This window comes from Nocardioides sp. CCNWLW216, from assembly GCF_037120545.1.
GTDB lineage: Bacteria > Actinomycetota > Actinomycetes > Propionibacteriales > Nocardioidaceae > Nocardioides > Nocardioides lianchengensis.
In genome coordinates this window covers 837,313-858,805 of record NZ_JBBBBJ010000001.1, presented here as the reverse complement: position 1 = coordinate 858,805, position 21,493 = coordinate 837,313, and the positions used below count along the sequence as shown (strand labels likewise).

The 21,493-nt window shown below is 71.6% G+C and carries 20 protein-coding genes; 9 read left to right on the top strand and 11 right to left on the bottom strand.

Annotation, left to right across the window (positions count from 1 at the left end; genetic code table 11):
* Window positions 1-12: 12 nt before the first annotated feature.
* The 5 genes from V7S47_RS04050 to V7S47_RS04030 form a co-directional block, all read right to left on the bottom strand.
* Window positions 13-552, bottom strand: coding sequence for a MaoC family dehydratase (locus V7S47_RS04050; RefSeq protein WP_336560371.1), 540 nt, complete (start codon window positions 550-552; stop codon window positions 13-15).
* A 227-nt stretch (window positions 553-779) separates the two neighbouring features.
* Window positions 780-965, bottom strand: coding sequence for a DUF5302 domain-containing protein (locus V7S47_RS04045; protein WP_090850643.1), 186 nt, complete (start codon window positions 963-965; stop codon window positions 780-782).
* Window positions 966-1,051: 86 nt separating this feature from the next.
* A complete protein-coding gene (locus V7S47_RS04040; protein ID WP_336560370.1) occupies window positions 1,052-2,368 on the bottom strand; it encodes a phospholipase D-like domain-containing protein in 1,317 nt (438 codons plus the stop codon).
* A gap of 33 nt (window positions 2,369-2,401) precedes the next feature.
* Window positions 2,402-3,508: a hypothetical protein gene (locus V7S47_RS04035; RefSeq protein ID WP_336560369.1), complete on the bottom strand. Its 1,107-nt coding sequence runs from the start codon at window positions 3,506-3,508 to the stop codon at window positions 2,402-2,404.
* Window positions 3,509-3,530: 22 nt separating this feature from the next.
* A complete protein-coding gene (locus V7S47_RS04030) occupies window positions 3,531-4,727 on the bottom strand; it encodes an acyl-CoA dehydrogenase family protein (protein ID WP_336560368.1) in 1,197 nt (398 codons plus the stop codon).
* Window positions 4,728-4,911: 184 nt separating this feature from the next.
* On the opposite strand from V7S47_RS04030, the gene V7S47_RS04025 reads away from it, so the two are divergent.
* Entirely contained in the window at window positions 4,912-6,141 is a 1,230-nt protein-coding gene (locus V7S47_RS04025; protein ID WP_336560367.1) for an endonuclease/exonuclease/phosphatase family protein, read from the top strand.
* A gap of 9 nt (window positions 6,142-6,150) precedes the next feature.
* Here V7S47_RS04025 and V7S47_RS04020 read toward each other — a convergent pair whose 3' ends face one another.
* Both V7S47_RS04020 and V7S47_RS04015 read right to left on the bottom strand, forming a co-directional pair.
* Window positions 6,151-6,387: a DUF6752 domain-containing protein gene (locus V7S47_RS04020; RefSeq protein WP_336560366.1), complete on the bottom strand. Its 237-nt coding sequence runs from the start codon at window positions 6,385-6,387 to the stop codon at window positions 6,151-6,153.
* Window positions 6,375-7,946 (bottom strand): hypothetical protein, encoded by a 1,572-nt coding sequence (locus tag V7S47_RS04015; RefSeq protein ID WP_336560365.1) that lies wholly within the window; start codon window positions 7,944-7,946, stop codon window positions 6,375-6,377. The genes V7S47_RS04020 and V7S47_RS04015 overlap by 13 nt, the downstream gene beginning before the upstream one ends.
* A 43-nt stretch (window positions 7,947-7,989) precedes the next feature.
* Between V7S47_RS04015 and V7S47_RS04010 the strand changes: the two genes are divergently transcribed.
* The 6 genes from V7S47_RS04010 (at window position 7,990) to V7S47_RS03985 (ending at window position 14,459) form a co-directional block, all read left to right on the top strand.
* Window positions 7,990-9,099, top strand: a complete 1,110-nt coding sequence (locus V7S47_RS04010; RefSeq protein WP_336560364.1) for a glycosyltransferase family 2 protein — start codon at window positions 7,990-7,992, stop codon at window positions 9,097-9,099.
* 96 nt (window positions 9,100-9,195) lie between these two features.
* Window positions 9,196-11,124 carry an alkaline phosphatase family protein gene (locus tag V7S47_RS04005; RefSeq protein ID WP_336560363.1) on the top strand — a complete coding sequence of 643 codons (1,929 nt, stop codon included), beginning with the start codon at window positions 9,196-9,198 and terminating at the stop codon, window positions 11,122-11,124.
* On the top strand, window positions 11,121-12,422 hold the full coding sequence (locus V7S47_RS04000; protein ID WP_336560362.1) for a magnesium transporter MgtE N-terminal domain-containing protein: 1,302 nt from the start codon (window positions 11,121-11,123) through the stop codon (window positions 12,420-12,422). Before V7S47_RS04005 ends, V7S47_RS04000 begins: the two co-directional genes overlap by 4 nt.
* Window positions 12,415-12,945 carry a DUF1003 domain-containing protein gene (locus V7S47_RS03995; protein ID WP_336560361.1) on the top strand — a complete coding sequence of 177 codons (531 nt, stop codon included), beginning with the start codon at window positions 12,415-12,417 and terminating at the stop codon, window positions 12,943-12,945. The genes V7S47_RS04000 and V7S47_RS03995 overlap by 8 nt, the downstream gene beginning before the upstream one ends.
* A gap of 11 nt (window positions 12,946-12,956) precedes the next feature.
* Complete coding sequence (locus V7S47_RS03990) at window positions 12,957-14,120, top strand: Mrp/NBP35 family ATP-binding protein (RefSeq protein ID WP_090850621.1); 1,164 nt, start codon at window positions 12,957-12,959, stop codon at window positions 14,118-14,120.
* Window positions 14,121-14,123: 3 nt separating this feature from the next.
* The gene (locus tag V7S47_RS03985; RefSeq protein WP_336560360.1) at window positions 14,124-14,459 is read left to right on the top strand and encodes a sec-independent translocase; all 336 of its coding nucleotides are present in this window, start codon (window positions 14,124-14,126) and stop codon (window positions 14,457-14,459) included.
* Window positions 14,460-14,539: 80 nt separating this feature from the next.
* On the opposite strand, the gene V7S47_RS03980 is transcribed toward V7S47_RS03985, so the two are convergent.
* Entirely contained in the window at window positions 14,540-15,076 is a 537-nt protein-coding gene (locus tag V7S47_RS03980; RefSeq protein ID WP_336560359.1) for a hypothetical protein, read from the bottom strand.
* A gap of 103 nt (window positions 15,077-15,179) precedes the next feature.
* Between V7S47_RS03980 and V7S47_RS03975 the strand changes: the two genes are divergently transcribed.
* The gene (locus tag V7S47_RS03975) at window positions 15,180-15,791 is read left to right on the top strand and encodes a LysM peptidoglycan-binding domain-containing protein (RefSeq protein WP_336560358.1); all 612 of its coding nucleotides are present in this window, start codon (window positions 15,180-15,182) and stop codon (window positions 15,789-15,791) included.
* The gene (locus V7S47_RS03970) at window positions 15,788-16,318 is read left to right on the top strand and encodes an Rv3235 family protein (RefSeq protein WP_336560357.1); all 531 of its coding nucleotides are present in this window, start codon (window positions 15,788-15,790) and stop codon (window positions 16,316-16,318) included. Before V7S47_RS03975 ends, V7S47_RS03970 begins: the two co-directional genes overlap by 4 nt.
* 79 nt (window positions 16,319-16,397) lie before the next feature.
* Here V7S47_RS03970 and secA read toward each other — a convergent pair whose 3' ends face one another.
* From secA to V7S47_RS03955, 3 genes are all read right to left on the bottom strand, one after another.
* The gene (gene secA / locus V7S47_RS03965; protein ID WP_336560356.1) at window positions 16,398-19,217 is read right to left on the bottom strand and encodes a preprotein translocase subunit SecA; all 2,820 of its coding nucleotides are present in this window, start codon (window positions 19,215-19,217) and stop codon (window positions 16,398-16,400) included.
* Window positions 19,218-19,272: 55 nt separating this feature from the next.
* Window positions 19,273-20,499, bottom strand: coding sequence for a winged helix-turn-helix domain-containing protein (locus V7S47_RS03960; protein ID WP_336560355.1), 1,227 nt, complete (start codon window positions 20,497-20,499; stop codon window positions 19,273-19,275).
* 284 nt (window positions 20,500-20,783) lie between these two features.
* Complete coding sequence (locus tag V7S47_RS03955; protein ID WP_336560354.1) at window positions 20,784-21,464, bottom strand: response regulator transcription factor; 681 nt, start codon at window positions 21,462-21,464, stop codon at window positions 20,784-20,786.
* Window positions 21,465-21,493: the final 29 nt, after the last annotated feature.

Genomic DNA, 21,493 nt, shown 5'->3' with positions numbered 1-21,493 from the left:
TGATCGCGGGCATCACAGCTGGCTCGGGTCGCCCGGGCTCCAGTTCTTGTCCGGCTGGGGCACCGGCCGCCCGGGCTGCTCGCCGCCGCGCGCGTCGAGGTAGGACTGCTTCGGCACCATCACCTTGCGACGGAAGATGCACACGACCTTGCCGTCCTGGTTGTAGCCGATGGTCTCGACGTAGACCACGCCCCGGTCGTCCTTCGACTTCGACTCGGTCTTGTCGAGGACCGTCGTCTCGCCGTACAGGGTGTCGCCGTGGAAGGTCGGCGCCACGTGCCGCAGCGACTCGACCTCCAGGTTGGCGATCGCCTTGCCGGAGATGTCGGCCACGCTCATCCCGAGCAGGATCGAGTAGACGTAGTTGCCGACCACGACGTTCTTGCCGAACTGGGTCGTCTCCTCCGCGTAGTTCGCGTCGAGGTGCAACGGGTGGTGGTTCATGGTGAGCAGGCAGAACAGGTGGTCGTCGTACTCGGTCACCGTCTTGCCGGGCCAGTGCTGGTAGGTCGCGCCGACCTCGAACTCCTCGTAGCTGCGTCCGAACTGCATGGCCCGACTATGCCCGGTACGACGGTCCGCGCGCACCTGGTGTTACTTGTGGGTAATGTCACCCGGTCCGACCGCACCGCCGGTCACCCGCCACCGCCGCCCCCGGTGGTTGAGCAGGTCGCGCAGCGACCGTGTCGAAACCCCCGCACCCGACCGCCGTCGTCGGGTGCGGGGGTTTCGACACGGTCAGGCGCCAGAGCGCCTTCCCTGCTCAACCACCGGTGGCCTCAGCTGCCGCCGCCGCCCGCCTTCCGGCGGTGCAGCTTGGGGGCCGAGTCGATGACCTCGGGCCCGTGCGCCTTCTCCTTCAGCGGGCCGTCCTCGTGCACACCCTTCTCCCGGGTGTTCTTCCGGTCGAGGGCCTCCCGCATCTTCGCCTTGAGATCGTCGTTGGCTCCGTGGGCGTCCGTCATGGGGTCCTCCGAGGGTCGAGTGCGATCGGTCACCCCAGCCAAGCACGCCGCTGGGCAGCCGTCGACGGGTTAAGGAACCCGGCGGCTCACTCGTCGCGCCACTGCGGGCTGTCGGTGCCGAGGACCTCGGCGGGCCGCGTCGGACCGCGACCGGACCCGCGGAGGGAGGAGCTCTCCCCGAAGGCGTGGCTGCGGGTGCGCCACATGACGCCCCAGTGGTCGTCGTACTGCCGGTGGAGGGCGCTGCTGAAGACCCGCAGGACCAGCTCGTCGCCGTACTGGCCGCCGTCCTGGAAGTTGCTCGACCCGGTGACGACCACCTTGCGACCCCGCTCGCCGTCGTAGTGGCCATTGATCGTGAGGATCTTCGTGTGGCTGTAGAGATCGATCTCGCCGTCGTCGTCGGTGTCGAAGCCGGTGCTGCGGGCCGGCATCCGCCCGCGCTTCGTGGGGGTGGCGAAGATGCCACGGACCCGCTCGCCGGCGTAGCCGACCAGGACCCTCACGTCGCAGCCGGCGGCGTACAGGTCGCGCAGCCGGTGGGCGATCATCACCCCGCGGTCGCCGTCCCAGGCGTGCATGTCGACCCGGATGATCGTGCGGCCGGAGTCGGTGTGTGCCCCGCGGCAGCGCACCGGGGCGAGCAGCCGCGAGATCGGGTCGCGCCGCGGCGTCCACCTCGACTTGCGGGTCGACTTGGGCGGGCGGGGGAACGGGAGCACGAAGAGGCGGTACGGCCCGGCGTCCCTCACGACATACGACGTCCGCGCCGGGCGGTCGCGGGCCATCTCGTCGAAGACGGTGTCGAGGGTCCGGTAGAGGCGGGGCCGGTTGGTGACGGTCAGCAGGTCGTTGTACTGGTTGAGGGCCCCGTTGAGCTTCATGTTCAGCGAGCCGAGCATCACGACGTCGCGGGCCGCACCGGTCTTCGAGAACAGCACGAACTTGCTGTGCTGGACGTCGCCCTGGCCCCGGCAGCTCGCCGCGCACTGGTAGAAGAAGCTCCGCTTGCCGCGCTTGCCACCCAGGGCCTCTTTGAGCTTGCGCTGCGCGGCGGGCAGCTCGTGGCCGTTGACGATGACCTGGACGTGGACCTTGCGCTGGCGACGCACCTCGAGGAGCGCGTCGGTGACCTGCATGCGGTCGTAGGAGAACATCACCATCTTGATGGTCGAGCGTGGCCGGGCATGCCGGATGGCGGCGATGATCTGCTGCTCGAGGCGGAACTGGCGCTCGCCGCCGACGCGGGCGACGTTGAACTTCACCCCGGCCGTGGGACGCCAGCCCTTCCGCTCCGCGGCCTGCGCGGAAGCAGACCCGGGCAGGGCGACGAGCGTCAGCGCGACCACCGTCACGAGCACGAGCGCGAGGCGGGCGACGGGCTTCGGGGAGGACGTCGTCACGCCCCGCAACCTACCCGGCACGAGCCCCTGATTTTACTTTGCCGGGTCCTCGCTGCGGCGCCCGAGCACCGTGCCCACGGCGCGGCGCAGGGTCGAGCGCGTCGCCCCGCCCGGGGTCCCGCCGTCCCGACGGAGCCGGTCGGACAGGTCCCGGACGTCCTCCATCAGGGTCCCGACCAGCTCCGTGGCCACCGCGAGCATCTCGCCGTCCGTGACCGATGCCAGCGCCCGGCCGGGCGGCAGGTCGTCGGGCACCAGCAGCTGCTCCACGTCGCCGACGACGTGGAAGCCGCGCTCGACGATCAGGTCGACCGCCCGCCGGCTGCGGGCACGGCAGTCCGCCAGCAGGTCGTCATCGAGGCCGAACCGCTCCCCCTGCTGGGCGGCGAGGTTGCGCTCCGCCAGGAAGCCTCGGATCCACTCGCCCCGGTCGAGGGCGGTGTGGAACGCGCCGAGGTGGGCGTTGACCCGGCGCAGCAGCTCGACCTGGACCGCTCCCAGGGACGGGTTCGCCGGGCGGTCGGGGAGCGGGTAGTCCCCGGTCAGTCCCAGGACGCCGGCGAAGTTGCGCCAGTGACGGTCCGGTGGCTCGCCGCGTCCGGGCACGGGCAGCACGTGGATCCGCTCGGGCGGGACCGCCCGGCTCCAGCGCTCCAGCACGCCACCCAGGTCCCAGGTCCGCCAGCCGAACTCGGAGCGGTTCTGCGCCTCGGCCACCTCCCGGATCTGCTTCTGGCTGCCGTTCTTGACCATCTCCTGCCACCCGGCCGTCAGCATGCCGGCGGTGTGCCGGGCGGTCACGACGACGTGCACCTCGGCCGGCTCGAGCCGTCGTACGGCGCGGCGGACCTGCCCGGTGCCCGCCCCGCAGAGGAACTCGTGGGTCACCAGCCCGGTGCCGTGCTCGGCGTCCAGCTCGGCGCAGAGCCGCTCCCAGCTGCCGGGCGCCCGCGGGTCCCGGCGCTCCAGGTGCTTGCGCTCCTGGACGTCCAGGGCCGCCCATAAGTGCTCGCGGTGCCCGCGCCCCGGCAGCACCACGCCCTCGCCGCGCAGCCGCTCCCGGTTCTCCCACAGGATGCCCTGCAGGTACGTGGTCCCGGTCTTGGGCTGCCCGATGTGCAGGAAGACGCGTTCGACCATGCCCGCAGCCTCTCAGGGGAACCTATGAACGCAGGGCGTAGTCCTTCAGCAGGCTGCGGCCGATGATCATCTTCTGGATGTCGGACGTGCCCTCGCCGATCAGCATGAACGCCGCCTCGCGGTAGAGACGCTCGATCTCGTACTCCTTGGAGTACCCGTATCCGCCGTGGATGCGGAAGGAGTCCTGGACCACCTCGTTGCAGTACTCCGCCGCCAGCATCTTGGCCATGCCCGCCTCGACGTCGTTGCGCTCGCCCTTGTCCTTGAGGCGGGCGGCCTTGACCATCATCGCGTGGGCGGCCTCGACCTTGGTCGCCATCTCCGCGAGCCGGAACAGGATCGCCTGGTGGTCGGCGATCTGCTTGCCGAAGGTCTCGCGCTGCTGGGAGTAGGCGATGCCGAGCTCGAAGGCCCGGTTGGCGATGCCGCAGGCGCGGGCCGCCACGTTGACGCGGCCGACCTCGACGCCGTCCATCATCTGGTAGAAGCCCTTGCCGGTCTCGCCGCCGAGGACCTGCCCGGCACCCACGCGGTGGCCCTCGAACACGGCCTCGGTGGTGTCGACGCCCTTGTAGCCCATCTTGTCGATCTTGCCCGGGATGGTCAGGCCCGGCGCGGTCTCGCCGAAGCCCGGCTCCTTCTCCACCAGGAAGGTCGTCATGTTCTTGTAGACGCTGTCGTTGCCCTCGTCGGTCTTCACCAGCACCGCGATCAGGTTGGACGTGCCGCCGTTGGTCAGCCACATCTTCTGGCCGTCGATGACGTAGTCGTCCCCGTCCTTGACGGCCTTGGTCTTGATGGCCGACACGTCCGAGCCCAGGCCCGGCTCGGACATCGAGAACGAGCCGCGGACCTCGCCGGTGGCCATCCGCGGCAGGTACTTCTGCTTCTGCTCCTCGGTGCCGTGGCGCATCAGCATGTAGGCGACGATGAAGTGGGTGTTGATGACGCCCGAGACGCTCATCCAGCCGCGGGCGATCTCCTCCACGCAGAGGGCGTAGGTCAGCAGCGACTCGCCGAGGCCGTCGTACTCCTCGGGGATCATCAGCCCGAAGATCCCGAGCTCCTTGAGCCCGTCGACGATCTCCTGCGGGTACTCGTCCGCGTGCTCCAGCTCGGTGGCCACCGGGAGGATCTTCTCCTCGACGAACGTCCGGACCGCCTTGAGGATCTCGTTCTGGTCCTCGGTCAGTCCCTCGGTCTGGCACAAACGACCCATGGGGCGCTCCTCGATGTCTGGCTGGGCACGACCCGGGGAACAATACCCACGAGTCACTTAGCCGCACTGTGACGAATGTCCACCCGCACTGTGACGTACGTCGGCCTCCCGCCCGAGCGGTACGACGACCGCCCGGCGGCTACGATCATGGCTCGCCGTGCTGCACCCCGGAGGATGAGATCGCGTGACCAGATGGCCCCGTGCCCGCGGCGCGCGGCGCTCCGCGCGCGGCCGTCCGTCCCTCGCCGAGACCCTGGTGGCCGTCGGCGCCGTCCTGGTGATGTCCACCGCGCTGGTCGTGACGCTCTTCCCCTCAACGCTCGACGCGATCACCCCCTCGAGCGCCCCCGCCGGGAACGGGTCGCCCGCGGCGGAGGCGCCGTACACGCCGGCGCCGTCGAGCCCGTCGCCGTCGGCCTCGGGGTCAGGATCGCCGTCGCCCGCTCCGTCTCCCCCGCCGTCAGCGGCCTCGAGCTCGGCCAGCCCGACCGCGCCGGCGATCACCGCTCCGGCGATGTCGTTCCCGTCCATCGAGCAGCTCGACCAGGCGATGGGCAAGCGCGGCCTGACCCGCGTCCCCGGCAAGGCGTGGGAGGGGGCGGCGTTCAACGTGGCCTCGTTCAACGTGCTCGGGGCCAGTCACACGCGCGGCAAGAACCGGCGCCCGGGCTACGGCTCGGCCGAGTCGCGACTGCCCGCCCAGCTGGAGATGCTGGCCGCGAAGGAGATCACCGTCGCCGGCCTCCAGGAGTTCCAGTACCCCCAGGTGCACCAGCTGCGCGACCTGACCGGCGATGCCTGGGGCATCTTCCCGGGCCTGGAGCTCGGCAACTGGCGCGCCGACAACTCGATCATCTGGCGCAACGACCAGTGGCAGGTCGTGGAGACGCGCACGGTGGACGTCCCCTACTTCCACGGCAACATGATCCCGATGCCCTACGTGCTGCTGGAGCACCGGACGTCGGGACGCCGAGTCTGGTTCGGCAACTTCCACAACCCGGCCAACGTCGCCGGCGAGGCCCGCCAGCACCGCGCCCGCGCCCTCCAGATCGAGGCCGACCTGGCCCGTGAGCTCAGCGCCGACGGGACGCCGGTGATCATGACCGGCGACATGAACGACCGCCGCGAGTTCGCCTGCCCGTTCGCCGCCGCGAGCGGCATGGTCTCCCCCAACGGCGCCGCCCACGAGGGCGGCTCGTGCGTGGTGCCCGAGCGGATGGACGTCGACTGGATCTTCGGCACCCGCGACCTGACCTTCTCGGCGTTCGAGTCGGACCGGTCGAGCCAGGACCGCAAGCTCACCGACCACCCGCTCATCACGGCGACCGCCGCTCTGCCCGGCGTCGAGGAGCGGCCCGGCTGCGAGCCGCGGATCTCCCGCGACGGCGTCGTGTGGTACTGCCCGAAGGACTGAGCGAGGGGCTCAGCGGGCGAGCGGGTCGCCCACGTCGGCGCGGTACTTCTCGAGCACGGCACGCACGGTGGCCTCGTCCCGGTCGGCGACCGGGAGGAGCAGCTCGGTGACCACGTCGCACAGCTCGGCGAGGCGCACGTTGAGCTGCCGGCACTCCTGCACCTCCTCCTCGAGGACCCGGACGCGGGCCTCGAGCGCCTCCGTCGAAGCGTGGCGGCGGTTGAGGACGTTCTTCAGCGACTCCATGAGACCACCATCCTGCACAACGTCGGGTCGGTGCCGGCGACCGCCCCGGGGACGCCCGCCTGCTCCTCGGTGAGGTCGAGGCGCTGCTCCACGCGACCGCCCCGGGCACGGACGGCCTCGGCGACCCGCTCGGCCGGCACCGGGTGCAGGCCGGTGTCGCGGGAGTACGGCGTCGCCACCGTCTGGAACTGCAGGTAGCACCGGCCCGAGTCGCGGGTGACCGTGCGGGCCAGCCGGAGCAGGTTCGTCAGCCCGGTCCGGTCGACGGCGTCGACGACGTGGTGGGCGAGGACGCTGCGCGGGCCCGGCTCGCGGGCCAGCCAGGCGCCGACCGCCAGCACCGAGCGCAGCTCGTTGAGGTTGGCCCACGCGAACTCCGTCGAGAGGTCCTTGCGCTCCGCGCGCCCACCGCCCTTGCGGAGGTCGGGACCGAAGAAGTCCAGGCCCACGACCCGACCGCCACCGCGGCTGAGCCAGTTCGCGTCCGTGCCCTCGCCGCAGCCGACGTCGACGAAGGTGGCAGCCTCGGGCTCCTGCTCGCGGACCCAGCGGACGAACCCGCTGGGGGTGGTCCGCCCGGCGGAGTCCAGACCGGCGCGGCGCCGCGCCCAGCGTTCGTCGATCCCCACCCGCATGCCCCGGAACCAGCCGGAGAGCCGGCGCTGCGTGCTCCGCGGCGTCGTGAACTTGTACGCCGGGTCCGGCGTGCGCCAGGTCGGTCCGTACATCGCCTCGAGGAGGTGGTCCGGCTCGGCGGGGGCCGGGAGCTCGCGGCCGGCCAGCACGACCGTGCTGCGGGGGTAGAGCCACTCCCGCCGGAACGGGTGCCCGACCTCCCCCATCAGGTAGAGGACGTCGTCGTGGACGAAGCCGCCGAAGACGTCGAGGCCACGGGGCGAGCCGTCGGCCTCGCGGGCCACCACCTTCAGGCCCAGCCCGCTGTAGCGGTGCACCGGGAAGCCCATCTCGCGCAGCCGGCGCTGGAGCGCGAAGGACTCGCGCACGACGTCCGCCGGGTGCTCGAAGCGACTGACGTAGCCGAGGTCGGCGTCGGAGTCGTGGCCGATGAAGTCCTGGTCGCGCACCGCGCCGAGCAGGGTGCCGTAGGCCACGAACGGCTCGACACCGGCCGCCTCCAGCGCGCCCAGGACGACCTCGATGGTGTCCAGCAGCGGCACCATCTGCTCGGGGTCGCGGTCGCCGAAGAGCCGGGTCAGCCGGAGGCTCTTGTCGAGCGCCAACGGGTTGCCATGGCCGTCCTGCACGCGCACCGGTCCCACCCCGCTGCCCAACCGCGCCGCGGTCGAGAGCCACACGGCGCCGTCGACCGGATCGGCCAGCGCGACGTCGACCGCCCCGTCGAGGAAGCCGTGCAGCGCCGGCGGCCACGGGTAGCGGCGCCACTCCCCCTCGGGCTGGGTGTCGCGCTCGAGCCAGAAGGAGAAGACCCGCTGGTCGTCGAAGAGCACGTTGACCGGGACGTCGGCGCCGACGGTCAGCAGCAGGCCTCGGTCGTCGACGGCGAGGTCCGTCACGGGCGCCGTCGTCCGGGGTGGCATGGCGTCATGCTAGTTGGCCGAGCGCGACACTAGAGTTCCGGGCGTGATCCTCTCCGTGACCACTCTCAAGGACCGTCTGGCCAACGTCCAGCGGTTCGTCCGGGGCAACCTGGCGGGAGGCGTCGACCACCTGGTGGTCTTCCTCGACGACGCACCGGGCCCCGAGGACGAGGTGCGCGCCTGGCTGGAGTCGCGGCCCGAGGTGACCGTGGTCCTCACCGACGAGTCGTGGTGGGGCGGCGAGCGACCCCCGCTGCTGAACAAGCGCCAGCGACTCAACGCCAACGTCGCCCGCGTCGTCCTGCGGGAGCTCGACCGGGTCGAGTGGGTCTTCCACATCGACGCCGACGAGATCGTCCGGATCGACCGCGAGGTGCTGGCCGCGGTGCCGCGTCGCCGTCCCGCGGTCGGCCTGAAGCCGCTGGAGGTGGTCAGCCAGCTGCATCCCGAGGGCGAGCCGCGCCTGTTCAAGCGCCTGCTCCGCCAGCCCGATCTGGTGCTGCTGCAGACGCTCGGTGTGCTCGCGGAGCCGGCGAACTCCCACTACTTCCGCAGCCACTCGGCCGGCAAGGTCGGGATCCGGCCGGGCGCCGACGTCTTCCTCGGCATCCACAAGGCCACCGACCGGGCGGACACCCGGCTGCCGCTGGTGCACCGGCCCGGGCTCCGGATGCTGCACCTCGAGTCCTACTCCGGCGAGGAGTTCGTCCGGAAGTGGACCGCCATGGTCGGCTCGGGCCCGCGGCTGCACTTCGGCGAGCCTCGGCTGCAGCTGGCCGTCGCGCTCAAGGCCGTGCTGACGAAGGACCTGCCGCCCGAGCAGCGGTCCCGGTTCGTGGAGGAGATCTATGTGCGCCACATGGCCGACCCCGTCGACCTGCTGCGCGACCTCGGCCTGCTCGAGGAGATCGACCCGCTGGAGGGCGACCACGCCCCCGACCTGCTGACCGAGTCCGAGCGCACCCGGCTCGCCACGCTCCTCGAGGCCCAGCGCGGCCAGGACCACTATCCGTTCCTGCCCGACACCGACGTCCGGCCCGAGCCCGGCGCCGAGGGCGAGGAGGACACCGAGGGCGGCTCGTCGATCGGCCCCCCGCCGGACGAGGGGTCCTCGCTGCGCGGTCGCCTCGGCCGGCTGCGCCGCCGTTCCTGACCGGCTCCCGCCAGGCAGGGGGTCGTCACACCAACCCCACCAATCCCAGCAATCACCTACCATGATCCCGTCGTCACCTTCCCCGGGAGTCCCCTCATGCGTCAGTCGAGCCGTCCCACCGAGCCCTCGGGCTCCCGCATCCTCGGTCCGCGACGGCGACGCCGTACGACGCTCGTCGGCCTGCTGGCCGCGGCGCTGAGCCTCGGCACCCTCGCCGCCACCACCTCCGGCAGCTCGGCCGGCGCCCCTGCAGCGGCGCCGGTCGCGGCCTCGGCGGCCGCCCCGGCCGCGGCTCGTCAGAACGCCGCCACGACCTTCCGGGTCGCCACGTTCAACGCACTCGGTCACAGCCACACCCGGCCCGGCGGCGACCGACCCGGCTGGGAGCAGGGGCCGAAGCGGATGCGGATGGCCACCCAGGTCATCGAGTCCGAGGGGGTCGACCTGGTCGGCTTCCAGGAGTTCGAGCCGCCCCAGTACAAGGCCTTCACCGACCTGATGAGCAAGACCTGGTCGATCGCGCCCGGGCTCGACGCCCCGGGCACCGCCCAGTCCAAGGCGATCGCCTGGCGCACCGCCGACTGGACCCTGGTCAGCCAGACCACCTTCCAGTCGCCGTACTTCCACGGCGAGATGCAGGCCCGCCCGCTGATCCAGCTGCGCCACAACGTCACCGGGCAGCTGATCTGGGTCATGAACACCCACAACGCCGCCGACGTGCGCGGCAACGCCCAGGCGCACCGTGACAAGGCCGAGCGCATCCAGGCCCGGCTGGTCAACAGCCTCCGCCAGGCCAACCCCGACATCCCGGTCATCCTCCTCGGCGACATGAACGACCGTGAGCGGTTCTACTGCCCGATGACCTACCTCACCGAGCTCGAGTCGGCGAGCGGCGGCACCCACGTCGACAAGCCCGGCGGCGCGTGCGCGCCGGCCAAGCCGGTGCTCATCGACTGGGTGATGGGCACCTCCGACATCTTCTGGTCCGGCTACCGGATCCAGGGCCAGGGCCTCGAGAAGTCCAGCGACCACGACCTGGTCTCGGCCGTGGCGAGCATCCCGCCGAGCGCCGCGGCCAAGGCCGGGGTGAAGCGGGTCGTCGTCATCGACGTCGAGGGCCTGCGCTCCAACGTCGTGACCAAGCGCAAGACCCCGACCCTGGCCCGGATCCGTTCGAAGGGCGCCTCCACCCTGCGCGCCCGCACGGCCGAGGAGCGGGTGACGTCGCTGCCCAACACCGTCAGCATCGCCACCGGCCGCGCCATCAGGAAGAAGTACCGAGGACACGGGGTGGCCGCGACGCCGCGGAGCCGCGCGACCATCCGCAGCCTCGCCGGTCGCTACGTCCCGAGCATGTTCGACGTGGTCCACGACTACGGACTGAGCACGGCCTTCTACTCCGGTGACGCGAAGTCCGCGCTGATCCCGCGCTCCTACAACTCGCGCAACGGCGCCGTCGACCGCAACGGCAAGAACAACGGCCGCCGCAAGGTGGGCCGCTCGCTCGTCACCGACCGCGACGGCAAGGTGGTCCAGGCCGCGCGCAAGCAGCTCGCGAAGTCGGCCCCGGCACTGACCTTCGTCCAGCTCGACGACCCGGCGCGGGCCGCGGAGAAGTACGGCCCCCGGAGCAAGCAGTACCTCGCGGCGCTCCGGGTCACCGACGCGCGGGTGAACCGCCTGATGAAGACGATCGGGACCCAGGCCAGCACCAAGTCCTCGACCACGGTGATCATCACGGCGAGCGGCACCGGCCCCTCCACGATGCCGACCAACGTCGTCCCGCTGCTGGTCAAGGGGCCCGGCGTCATCAAGTCCGACCTGTACAAGCTCAACCCGCGCTACTCCGCCAGCGCACCGCGCCGCTACACGGGCACCCAGCCCATCCGCACCGGCGCGATCGCGAACCTGGTGACCAGTCTGCTCCGGCTGCCGGTGGTCCCGGGCAGCCGGTTCAACACCAAGCAGGACCTCGACGTGTTCGACCCGGCCCTGACGTCCGGAAGCCCCGTGCCGGGGTCATGAGCACCACACCCGCGCGGGTCTACGTCGCCCGCCTGGTCGGCCTGCCCATCTTCGACCCCCAGGGCGACCAGGTCGGCAAGGTCCGCGACCTCGTCGTGGCGATCCGCTCGGAGGTCAGCCAGCCCCGGGTGCTGGGCCTGGTGGCCGAGGTCTTCGGTCGGCGACGGATCTTCGTCCCCATGACCCGGGTGACCAACATCGACGCCGGCCAGGTCTACACGACGGGCCTGCTCAACATGCGTCGCTTCGAGCAGCGCTCGACCGAGACCCTGGTGATCGGCCAGATGCTCGACCGCACCGTGACGATCTCCTCCAGCGGCGTCTCCGGCGTCGTGTACGACGTCGCGATGGAGCAGGCCCGCAACCGCGACTGGGTCCTCAGCCGGGTGGCCGTCCAGGAGCCGGCCAAGGGCCTGCGCCGCCGCGGGCAGACCCATGTCGTGGAGTGGCGCGACGTCGAGGGGCTGAGCCGCCGCGAGGAGTCCCAGGGCGCCACCCACCTGGTGCACGCGCTCAACGAGATGCGGCCCGCCGACGCGGCCAACATGATCCACGACCTCCCCCTCGAGCGTCGTACGGCGGTCGTGGCGGCACTCGACGACGAGCGGCTCGCCGACGTCCTCGAGGAGCTGCCCGAGGAGGACCAGGTCGAGATCCTCAGCCACCTCGACTCCGAGCGCGCGGCCGACGTCCTGGAGGAGATGTCACCCGACGACGCCGCCGACCTGATCGCGGAGCTCTCCCCCGAGACCGCCGAGGCGCTCCTCGAGCTGATGGAGCCCGAGGAGGCCGAGGACGTCCGGCGCCTGATGTCGTACGTCGAGAACACCGCGGGCGCCATGATGACGCCCGAGCCGGTCATCCTGGGCCCGGACGCGACCATCGCCGACGCGCTCGCCCACGTCCGCAACCCCGAGCTGACGCCGGCGCTCGCCGCGCTGGTCTATGTCTGCCGGCCACCCCTGGAGACTCCCACCGGGCGCTTCCTCGGGGTGGCCCACATCCAGCGACTGCTCCGCGAGCCGCCCTCGACCCTGGTCGCGGGCGCGCTCGACGACTCCATGGACCCGCTGCGCCCGGAGGCGACCATCGACCAGGTCGCGGCCCACCTCGCGACCTACAACCTGGTGGCCGCGCCCGTCGTCGACGACGCCGGCCATCTGGTCGGCGCGGTCAGCGTCGACGACCTGCTCGACCACATGCTGCCGGAGGGCTGGCGCGACCAGGCCATCCGCTCGACCGAGCGCCGCCAGGGCCGCCAGGCCCGCCCCGGACGACCGGGAGGCGGCCGTGGCTGACCGGTCGCCGCGCAGCCGGCTGGACGCGCCCCGCGAGCTGCGCCGCCGCCCCCTGGTCCGGCGCCCGGCGTACGACTCCGACACCTTCGGCGTCTTCGCCGAGCAGTTCGCCCGTTTCATGGGGACGGCGAAGTTCCTGCTCTACATGACCGGGTTCGTCGTGATCTGGGTGGTGTGGAACCTCGTCGCCCCCGAGGCGGCGCGCTGGGACGACTACCCGTTCATCTTCCTCACCCTGATGCTCAGCCTGCAGGCGTCGTACGCCGCTCCGCTGATCCTGCTGGCCCAGAACCGCCAGGAGGCCCGGGACCGGGTGATCGCCGAGCAGGACCGCCAGGCCGACGCCCGGGCGCACGCCGACATGGAGTTCCTGGCCCGCGAGGTCGCGTCGCTGCGGATGGCCGTCGGCGAGGTCGCGACCCGTGACTTCCTGCGCTCCGAGCTGCGCTCGCTGCTCAGCGAGCTCGACGAGCGTGCCGAGTCTCACGCCGCCGAAGACGAGCCGGGACGACCCAGCACCTAGACTCGGGGATCATGAGCACCGCCCTTCTCGAGCAGGTCAACGCCGCGCTCGCCACGGTCAACGACCCGGAGATCAAGCGGCCCATCACCGAGCTGGGGATGGTCGACACCGTCGAGATCGACGACGCAGGCCTCGTGCACCTCACGGTGCTGCTGACCGTCGCCGGCTGCCCGCTCAAGGACACCATCAACCGGGACGTCACGGCCGCCGTGGCGAACGTCGACGGCATCAGCGGCGTCGACCTCACCCTGGGCGTGATGAGCGCCGAGCAGCGGGCCGGCCTGAAGGAGATCCTCAGCGACGGCAAGGCCCAGCGCGAGATCCCCTTCGCGCAGCCCGGGTCGCTGACGAAGGTCTACGCGATCGCCAGCGGCAAGGGCGGCGTCGGCAAGTCCTCGGTGACCGTCAACCTGGCCCTCTCACTGGCGAAGGAGGGGCTGAAGGTCGGCGTCGTCGACGCCGACATCTACGGCCACTCGGTGCCCGCGATGCTCGGGGTGGCCGACTCGCGTCCGACCCAGGTCGACGACCTGATCATGCCGGTGCCGACCGCGTCCGGGGTCTCGGTCATCTCGATCGGGATGCTGAAGCCGCGCCGCGACCAGGTCGTCGCCTGGCGCGGCCCGATGCTCGACCGGGCCCTGGTCCAGATGCTCGCCGACGTCTACTGGGGCGACCTCGACGTGCTGCTGCTCGACCTGCCGCCCGGCACCGGCGACGTCGCGATCTCGCTCGGCCAGCACCTGCCCGGCGCCGAGGTGGTCGTGGTGACCACCCCGCAGGAGGCCGCCGCCGAGGTCGCCGAGCGCGCCGGCACGATGGCCTCGATGATGCACCAGCGCGTCGTGGGCGTCGTCGAGAACATGAGCTACCTCCCCTGCCCGCACTGCACCCCGGAGGGCAAGGACCACCGGCTGGAGATCTTCGGCTCCGGCGGCGGCGACCGGGTCGCGGCCACCCTCTCGGCCCGCTTCGGGTACGACGTCCCGGTGCTCGGCCGGATCCCGCTCGACGTGTCGCTGCGCGAGGGCGGGGACATCGGCAAGCCGATCGTCGAGTCCGACCCGACCGCCCCGGCCGCCCGCGAGCTGTCCGGTGTCGCGGCCACGCTTTCCGGTCGTGGCCGCGGGCTGGCCGGCCTGCAGCTCGGCCTCACGCCGACCAGTAAGTTCTGAGCCGTGTTCGGGGTCGGCCTGCCGGAGTTCGCAGTCATCGCGTTCGTGGCGGTTCTCGTCTTCGGCCCGGACCGGCTGCCGGACCTGGCCAAGCAGGCGGGCGCCATGCTGCGCCACGCCCGCCGCTTCGCCAACCAGGCCCGCGACGAGCTCCGTGACGAGCTCGGCCCGGAGTACTCCGACCTCGAGCTGCGCGACCTCGACCCGCGCGCGATCGTGCGCAAGCACATCGTCGAGGCGATGGAGGACGCCGAGGCGGAGGAGAGCGCCCCGAAGCGGCGCGGCCTGCGCCCGCTCGGCGACGGCGAGGTCCCCCCGTACGACGTCGACGCGACTTAGCGGGGACGCGCCAGCGGACCCGCTGGTGGTGGTCGAGGTCGCGACCGGCGTGTCGAGGCCCGATCGGCGACACTGACTCGTCAGTCCCGGCTCTGCACCGCCGCCAGGGTCGCGAACGCGACCAGCACCACCCGGGCGTCCTCGCCCACCGCGACCTCGACGAAGTCCGCTCCGACTCGCCGCGGGATCCCGTCGACTCGGCCTCCGGCGGTGTCGTGGAGCACGCACCGCTCCCCCGCCTCGGCCAGGCGGCGCAGCACCGACGCCCGGCCCAGCCGGGCCAGCGGTGACCAGGCCACCTCGGGGACGGCACGGTCCGACGCGCCCCTGACCGAGCGCACCGCGGCCAGCGTCACCACCCAGTCCTGGTCCGCCCCGCGCACCAGGCACCACCCGTCGGCGACCCGCTCCACGACGCCGGCCACGGCACCGACCCCGGCCACCTCCAGCCCGACCTCGCGCCCCACCGACGCCATCAACCGACTCGCCAGCCTGACCTGCTGGTACTCCGCCCGGCTCCGGTCGGCCAGCTCCGGCGCCCGCTCGGCGTCGTACAGCGCGTCGGCCTGCTGCTCGAGGTCGTCGAGCAGCGCGAAGAGATCGTCCTCCCAGGCCATGGTCCGACCCTGCCACATGAACAGCGCCTGGGGACAAGCCGTTGACGACTTCTATAAAAGCGCCTTGACTGAAGCAAACAGAAGCAAACGCAAAGGTTCTCGGATGAACACCACCTGCGCCCCGCCGCTGCGCTGCACCCTGGTGTGGCTCGCCACCACCGCTGCTGCGGCGCTCGCCGGCGTGGCGCTGCGCGCGGACGCCGTCGCCCTCGCGGGCGGACCCGGCACGGACCTCGAGACAGCGCTCGTCCGCGGCGGTTCGGCGGTCCTGCTGGCCTGCGCCGCGTGGGCCTGGCTCGTCACGACCACCGTCGTGCTCGAGGTCGCCCGGGGTCGGGTGGGTCTGGCCCGCGCAGTTCCCGCGTCCTGGCGACGAGCGGTGCTACTCGCCTGCGGCGCGTCCCTGGCCGCGGGGCTCGCCGGGCCGGCCGCGGCCGACCCGGGGCTGGCCGGACTGCCGCTCCCCGACCGGGCGGTCGGTGGTTCGGCGCCCGCGGTCGCCGTACCGCTGTCGGCGGCGGTGACCGTGCGACCAGGCGACACCCTCTGGGCCCTGGCGGAGCGCGAGCTGGGCCCGACCGCCTCCCCGGCGCAGGTCGACCGGCGCTGGCAGGAGCTCTACCGACTCAACCGGTCCGTCGTCGGACCGGATCCCGACCTGATCCGCCCCGGGCAGCGACTCCGGCTGCCCCCGTCCCCGCAGGAGCCGTCATGAGCACGTCCCGTCCCGACAACGTCGTCCAGCTCCGGGTGCCGGTCCCGGTCGCCAGCGTGCAGGGCACGCTCGCGCTCGACCTCCAGCCGCGCCAGCAGCCGCCCCGGGTGCTCGCGACGCCCGCTCCCGGGCCGGGCGACCCCACCCCGGTCGACGTACGGCGCCGCCGCGAGGTGGAGCGTTGGGCCCACCGGTTCGCCCAGGCCGCCGTCGAGATCGTCGGCGGTGACCGGCCGGCGACCCAGCTGCTGCGCTGGACGACCGGGGAGGTCTACGCGGACCTGCAGCGCCGCGCGCTGCTCGTCGCCCGCGGCGGCGGCCACCAGCCGGCGACGGCCCGGGTCCAGCCGGTCCGCCCGCAGGTGCTCAGCATCCACAGCTGCTTCGTGGACCGCGGCGTCGTCGAGACCAGCGTGCACGTGCGTTACGGCGAGCGCTCGCGCGCGCTGGCCGCCCGCTTCGAGCTGAAGCGCACCCGCCACGAGGCCACCCCGCGCTGGATCTGCACCACCCTCCAGTGGGCCTGAGCACCCCCGCACATGCCGAGTCGGCGCGAGTTCGCGCCGACTCGGCACCGAACTCACGCCGACTCGGCGCGGCCGCGGATCAGCCCGAGGCGCGGGCGGTGAGGCCGGTGGGGCCGCCGGGAGCGCCGTGGCACTGCTTGAACTTCTTGCCCGAGCCGCAGGGGCACTTGTCGTTGCGGCCGATGCCGGCGTACTCGTCGTCGGCGCTGCTGGCGGTGGTGCCGCGCACGGAGGCCTCACCGTCCTCGTCGGGCGCGGAGTAGGCGAGGTTCTGCGGCTGCTTCGGCCGGTCCAGCCCCTTGGCCCGGATCGTGGGCACGGCGCGCTGGGGGACGGTGCCCTCGGGCTGCAGCAGCGGCTCGTAGACCTCCTCGGCCTCCTCCTCGTCGTCCTCGATCTCCTCCTCGACGGAGACCTCGAGGTTGAACAGGAAGCCGACCGCCTCCTCCTTGATGCCGTCCATCATGGCGGCGAACATGTCGAAGCCCTCGCGCTGGTACTCGACGAGCGGGTCGCGCTGGGAGTAGGCCCGCAGGTAGATGCCCTCGCGGAGGTAGTCCATCTCGTAGAGGTGCTCGCGCCACTTGCGGTCGAGCACCGAGAGCAGGACCCGACGCTCCAGCTCGCGGATGACCTCGGCGCCGACCTCGGCCTCACGGGCGTCGTACGCCGCGTGCGCGTCGGCCTTCAGCTGCTCGATGAGCTCGTCGCGGTCGACGTGGGCGACCTCGCCGTCGGCGGCCTCGAGGACCTCCTCCAGCGTCAGCGAGACCGACCAGATCTGGCGCAGGTCGGTCCACAGCTGCTCCAGGTCCCACTCCTCGGCGAAGCCCTGGGTGTGCCCGGTCACGACGCCGGTCACGACGTCGTCGATGAAGGTGCCGATCTGCTCCTGGAGGTCGGCACCCTCGAGGACCTCACGCCGCTCGCCGTAGATCACCTTGCGCTGGCGGTCCATGACGTCGTCGTACTTCAGGACGTTCTTGCGGGACTCGAAGTTCTGCGACTCGACCTGGCCCTGGGCGTTGGCGATCGCGCTGGTGACCCGCTTGTTCTCGATCGGGACGTCGTCCGGGATCTTCAGCATGGTCAGGACGCGGTCGACCCAGTCGGACTTGAACAAGCGCATCAGCTCGTCCTGCAGCGACAGGTAGAACCGGGACTCGCCCGGGTCGCCCTGTCGGCCGGAACGGCCGCGGAGCTGGTTGTCGATGCGTCGCGACTCGTGCCGCTCGGTGCCGACGACGTAGAGGCCGCCGAGCTCGCGGACCTCGTCGTGCTCGGCGGCGACCTGCTCCTTGATCCGCTCGAGCATGTCGGGCCAGGCGGCGTCGTACTCCTCGGCGTGCTCGACGGGGTCGAGGCCCTGCTTGCGCAGCTCGGCGTCGGCGAGGAACTCCACCGAGCCACCGAGCATGATGTCCGTGCCTCGACCGGCCATGTTGGTCGCGACCGTGACCGCACCCTTGTGGCCGGCCATCGCGACGATCTTGGCCTCGGCCGCGTGCACCTTCGCGTTCAGGACGGTGTGCGGGATGCCGCGCTTCTTCAGCAGGTCGGAGAGGTACTCGGACTTCTCGACCGACACCGTGCCGACCAGGACCGGCTGGCCCTTCTCGTTGCGCTCGGCGATGTCGTCGGCGACCGCCTCGTACTTGGCCTCCTCGGTCCGGTAGACCAGGTCGGCCTGGTCGACGCGGGCCATCGGCCGGTTGGTCGGGATCGGCACGACGCCGAGCTGGTAGATCTTGTCGAACTCCGAGGCCTCGGTCATGGCCGTGCCGGTCATGCCGGAGAGCTTGTCGTAGAGCCGGAAGTAGTTCTGCAGCGTCACGGTGGCGAGGGTCTGGTACTCCTCGCGGACCTGCACGCCCTCCTTGGCCTCGATGGCCTGGTGGAGACCGTCGTTGTAGCGGCGACCCGAGAGCATCCGGCCGGTGTGCTCGTCGACGATGAGCACCTCGCCGTTCATGACGACGTACTCCTTGTCGCGGCGGAAGAGCTCCTTGGCCTTGATGGAGTTGTTGAGGAACGAGATCAGCGGGGTGTTGACGGCCTCGTAGAGGTTCTCGATGCCGAGGTGGTCCTCGACCTTGGTGATGCCGGGCTCGAGGACCGAGATGGTCCGCTTCTTCTCGTCGGTCTCGTAGTCGACGTCCTTCTCGAGGCGGGCGACGATCTTGGCGAACTCGCCGTACCACTTCACCTCGTCCTGGGTCGGGCCGCTGATGATCAGCGGGGTCCGGGCCTCGTCGATGAGGATCGAGTCGACCTCGTCGACCACGGCGAAGGCGTGGCCGCGCTGGACGCACTCCTCGATGGAGCCGGCCATGTTGTCGCGCAGGTAGTCGAAGCCGAGCTCGTTGTTGGTGCCGTAGGTGACGTCGCAGTTGTAGGCCTCGCGCCGCTGGGCCGGGCGCAGCTCGGGCAGGATCACGCCCGTCGTCAGGCCGAGGAACGAGTGCACGCGGCCCATCTGCTCGGACTGGTACTTGGCGAGGTAGTCGTTGACGGTGACGACGTGGACGCCCTTGCCCGCGAGCGCGTTGAGGTACGACGGCAGCACCGCGACCAGGGTCTTGCCCTCACCGGTCTTCATCTCGGCGATGTTGCCGAGGTGCAGCGCGGCGCCGCCCATGATCTGCACGTCGAACGGGCGCATGCCGAGCACCCGCTTGGCCGCCTCGCGCGCGGTGGCGAACGCCTCGGGCATCAGGTCGTCGAGGGTCTCGCCCTCCTCCAGGCGCCGCTTGAACTCGGCGGTCATGCCCTGGAGCTCCTCGTCGCTCATCGCGACGAAGTCGTCCTCGATGGCGTTGACGGCCTTCGCGACGGCCTCGAGCTGACGCAGGATCTTGCCCTCGCCGATGCGGAGGAGCTTGTCGAGGATGGCAGGCACGAGAGGGGTCTCCCTGGGTAGGACGAGCAGGCCCCGGGTCGGGCCGCGGACCATGCTATCGGGGGTGTGCCAACCGTCCGAGCCCGGCGGCCACGACGGCGGACACGAGCGCGGGGGCGAGGTCGCCCCGGGGCTCGACCCGCACCTCGGCGAGCCCCAGCCAACCGGCCAGGACCCCCAGCTCGGCGGCGAGCTCCTCGGCCGTCTCGGCCGGTGATCCCGGCTCGGCGTACGCGCCCTGGACGACGAGCACCCCCGCCCGACGGTCGGCCTTCAGGTCGACCCGCGCGACGATCCGGTCCCCGAGCAGGAAGGGCAGGACGTAGTAGCCGTGCACCCGCTTCTCGGCGGGGGTGTAGATCTCGATCCGGTAGTGGAAGTCGAAGATGCGCTCGGTGCGCTCACGCTCCCAGACCACCGGGTCGAACGGGCTGAGCAGCGCTCGCGCGCCGACCCGGCGCGGCAGCCGCGCGTCGCGGTGGAGGTAAGCCGGCCGCTTCCACCCCTCGATGGTCACCGGGAGGAGCTCGCCGGCCTCGACCAGGGAGGCGATCGCCGGCCGGACGTCGTCGACGTGCATCCGGTAGTAGTCCTTCAGGCACTGCGCGGTGGCCACCCCGTGCGAGACCGCGGCCCGGCGGACCAGCTCGAGCGTGGCCTCGGCCCGGGTCGGGGTCGGCTGCGCCAGCACCTCGGCCGGGAGCACCCGCTCGGGCAGGTCGTAGACCACCTCGAACTGGGTGTTGCGCCGGGCGACCGCCAGGTCGCCGACCATGAAGAGGTAGTCGAGGCCCTTGCGGGCCTCGGACCAGTTCCACCCCCAGTGCTCCTTGCTCCGCGGGGCCCCGTCGTCGAGCTCGCGGGCGGTGCTCGGACCGCGGGCGGCGACCTCGGCCAGCAGGGCGGCCGCGGTCTCGTCGGTCACCTCGTTCCACCACTTGCCCCGACTGGCGCGGTACTGCTCCCTGCGGTGCTGCAGGTGGGGCCACAGCTCGACGGGCATGAACGCCTGCACGTGCGCCCAATACTCGACCAGGCGACGCGGCCGCTGCTCGGCGGCCCGACGCAGCAGGTCGACGTCGTAGGGACCCATCCGGGAGTAGAGCGGCATGTAGTGCGCCCGCTGCAGGACGTTGACCGAGTCGACCTGGAGCACCCCGGTGCGGGTGAGCGTGCGCGCGAAGGTGCGCATCGTGGGCACGGTGTGGCGCTTGTCGAGGAAGCCCTGCGCCGCCAGCGCGACCCGGCGGGCCTGGGCCTGGCTGAGGGTGTCTCGCGGCATGGGCGAGAGCGTACGGCGGGGCGCCGACAGCGGTGTTCCGTGGCGGCCGGGACGCCCGCCCCGCGAACGGCGCAATTGCGCTACTTACGGGCAGGTAGGGCTCCGCCTGACCCACAAGCGGCGCAATTGCGCCGGTCGTGGGCCTGGCGGTGGTGATGTGCGGGCGAGATCAGGATGCGGTCTCGACACGCGGGTCACGGCTTCGCAGGCTCAGCCGTGCCGCTCGCTCGACCACCGGTGATCTCCCGTGACGAGCGGCGCCCTCGTTCCTCGGGCGCCTCTCGTCACGGCAGGTCGAGCAGCTTCTCCTTGACGGCGTACATGACCGCCTCCATGCGGGAGTGCAGCTGGAGCTTCTCCAGGATGTTGCGCACGTGGTTCTTGACGGTGTTCTCGGAGATGAACAGCTGGCGGGCGATCTCGCGGTTGTTCATGCCCTTGGCGACCAGGCGGAGCACCTCGAGCTCGCGCTCGGTCAGCCGCAGGCCGGGGACGTGGTCGCGCTCGGGGCGCGACATCTGCTTGAACTCGTCGATCAGCTTGACCGCCATCGACGGGCTGATCAGGGACTGGCCGTCGGCGACGACGCGAACGGCCTGGGCGACCTCCTCGATCGAGGAGTCCTTCAGCAGGTAGCCGGAGGCCCCGCTCTTGACGGCCTCGTAGAGGTCGGCCTCCTCGTCGGAGACCGTCAGCATGATGATCTTGGCCGACGGGACCGCCTCCTTGATGGCCAGGCAGGCCTCGATGCCCGAGCGCTTGGGCATCCGGATGTCGAGCAGGACGACGTCGGGCGCAGCGGTCGTGGCGAGGTTGGTGCCCTCGATGCCGTCCCCGGCCTCGCCGATCACCTCGATGCCCGTCTCCACCGCCAGCAGCATCGTCAGCCCGCGACGGAAGAGCTCCTGGTCGTCGACGACGAGCACCCGGATGGGCTCCGAGCCGTCGGTATGTGTATCGGCCACGCGCAGATCATGGCACGGACGGGCCCCGT

Excerpts from the sequence above, each read along its gene's own strand:
- V7S47_RS04050 (WP_336560371.1), bottom strand. The coding sequence starts at position 552 with ATGCAGTTCGGACGCAGCTACGAGGAGTTCGAGGTCGGCGCGACCTAC.
- V7S47_RS04045 (WP_090850643.1), bottom strand. The coding sequence starts at position 965 with ATGACGGACGCCCACGGAGCCAACGACGATCTCAAGGCGAAGATGCGG.
- V7S47_RS04035 (WP_336560369.1), bottom strand. The coding sequence starts at position 3,508 with ATGGTCGAACGCGTCTTCCTGCACATCGGGCAGCCCAAGACCGGGACC.
- V7S47_RS04030 (WP_336560368.1), bottom strand. The coding sequence starts at position 4,727 with ATGGGTCGTTTGTGCCAGACCGAGGGACTGACCGAGGACCAGAACGAG.
- V7S47_RS04020 (WP_336560366.1), bottom strand. The coding sequence starts at position 6,387 with ATGGAGTCGCTGAAGAACGTCCTCAACCGCCGCCACGCTTCGACGGAG.
- V7S47_RS04015 (WP_336560365.1), bottom strand. The coding sequence starts at position 7,946 with ATGCCACCCCGGACGACGGCGCCCGTGACGGACCTCGCCGTCGACGAC.
- V7S47_RS04005 (WP_336560363.1), top strand. The coding sequence starts at position 9,196 with ATGCGTCAGTCGAGCCGTCCCACCGAGCCCTCGGGCTCCCGCATCCTC.
- V7S47_RS04000 (WP_336560362.1), top strand. The coding sequence starts at position 11,121 with ATGAGCACCACACCCGCGCGGGTCTACGTCGCCCGCCTGGTCGGCCTG.
- V7S47_RS03990 (WP_090850621.1), top strand. The coding sequence starts at position 12,957 with ATGAGCACCGCCCTTCTCGAGCAGGTCAACGCCGCGCTCGCCACGGTC.
- V7S47_RS03980 (WP_336560359.1), bottom strand. The coding sequence starts at position 15,076 with ATGGCCTGGGAGGACGATCTCTTCGCGCTGCTCGACGACCTCGAGCAG.
- V7S47_RS03975 (WP_336560358.1), top strand. The coding sequence starts at position 15,180 with ATGAACACCACCTGCGCCCCGCCGCTGCGCTGCACCCTGGTGTGGCTC.
- V7S47_RS03970 (WP_336560357.1), top strand. The coding sequence starts at position 15,788 with ATGAGCACGTCCCGTCCCGACAACGTCGTCCAGCTCCGGGTGCCGGTC.
- V7S47_RS03960 (WP_336560355.1), bottom strand. The coding sequence starts at position 20,499 with ATGCCGCGAGACACCCTCAGCCAGGCCCAGGCCCGCCGGGTCGCGCTG.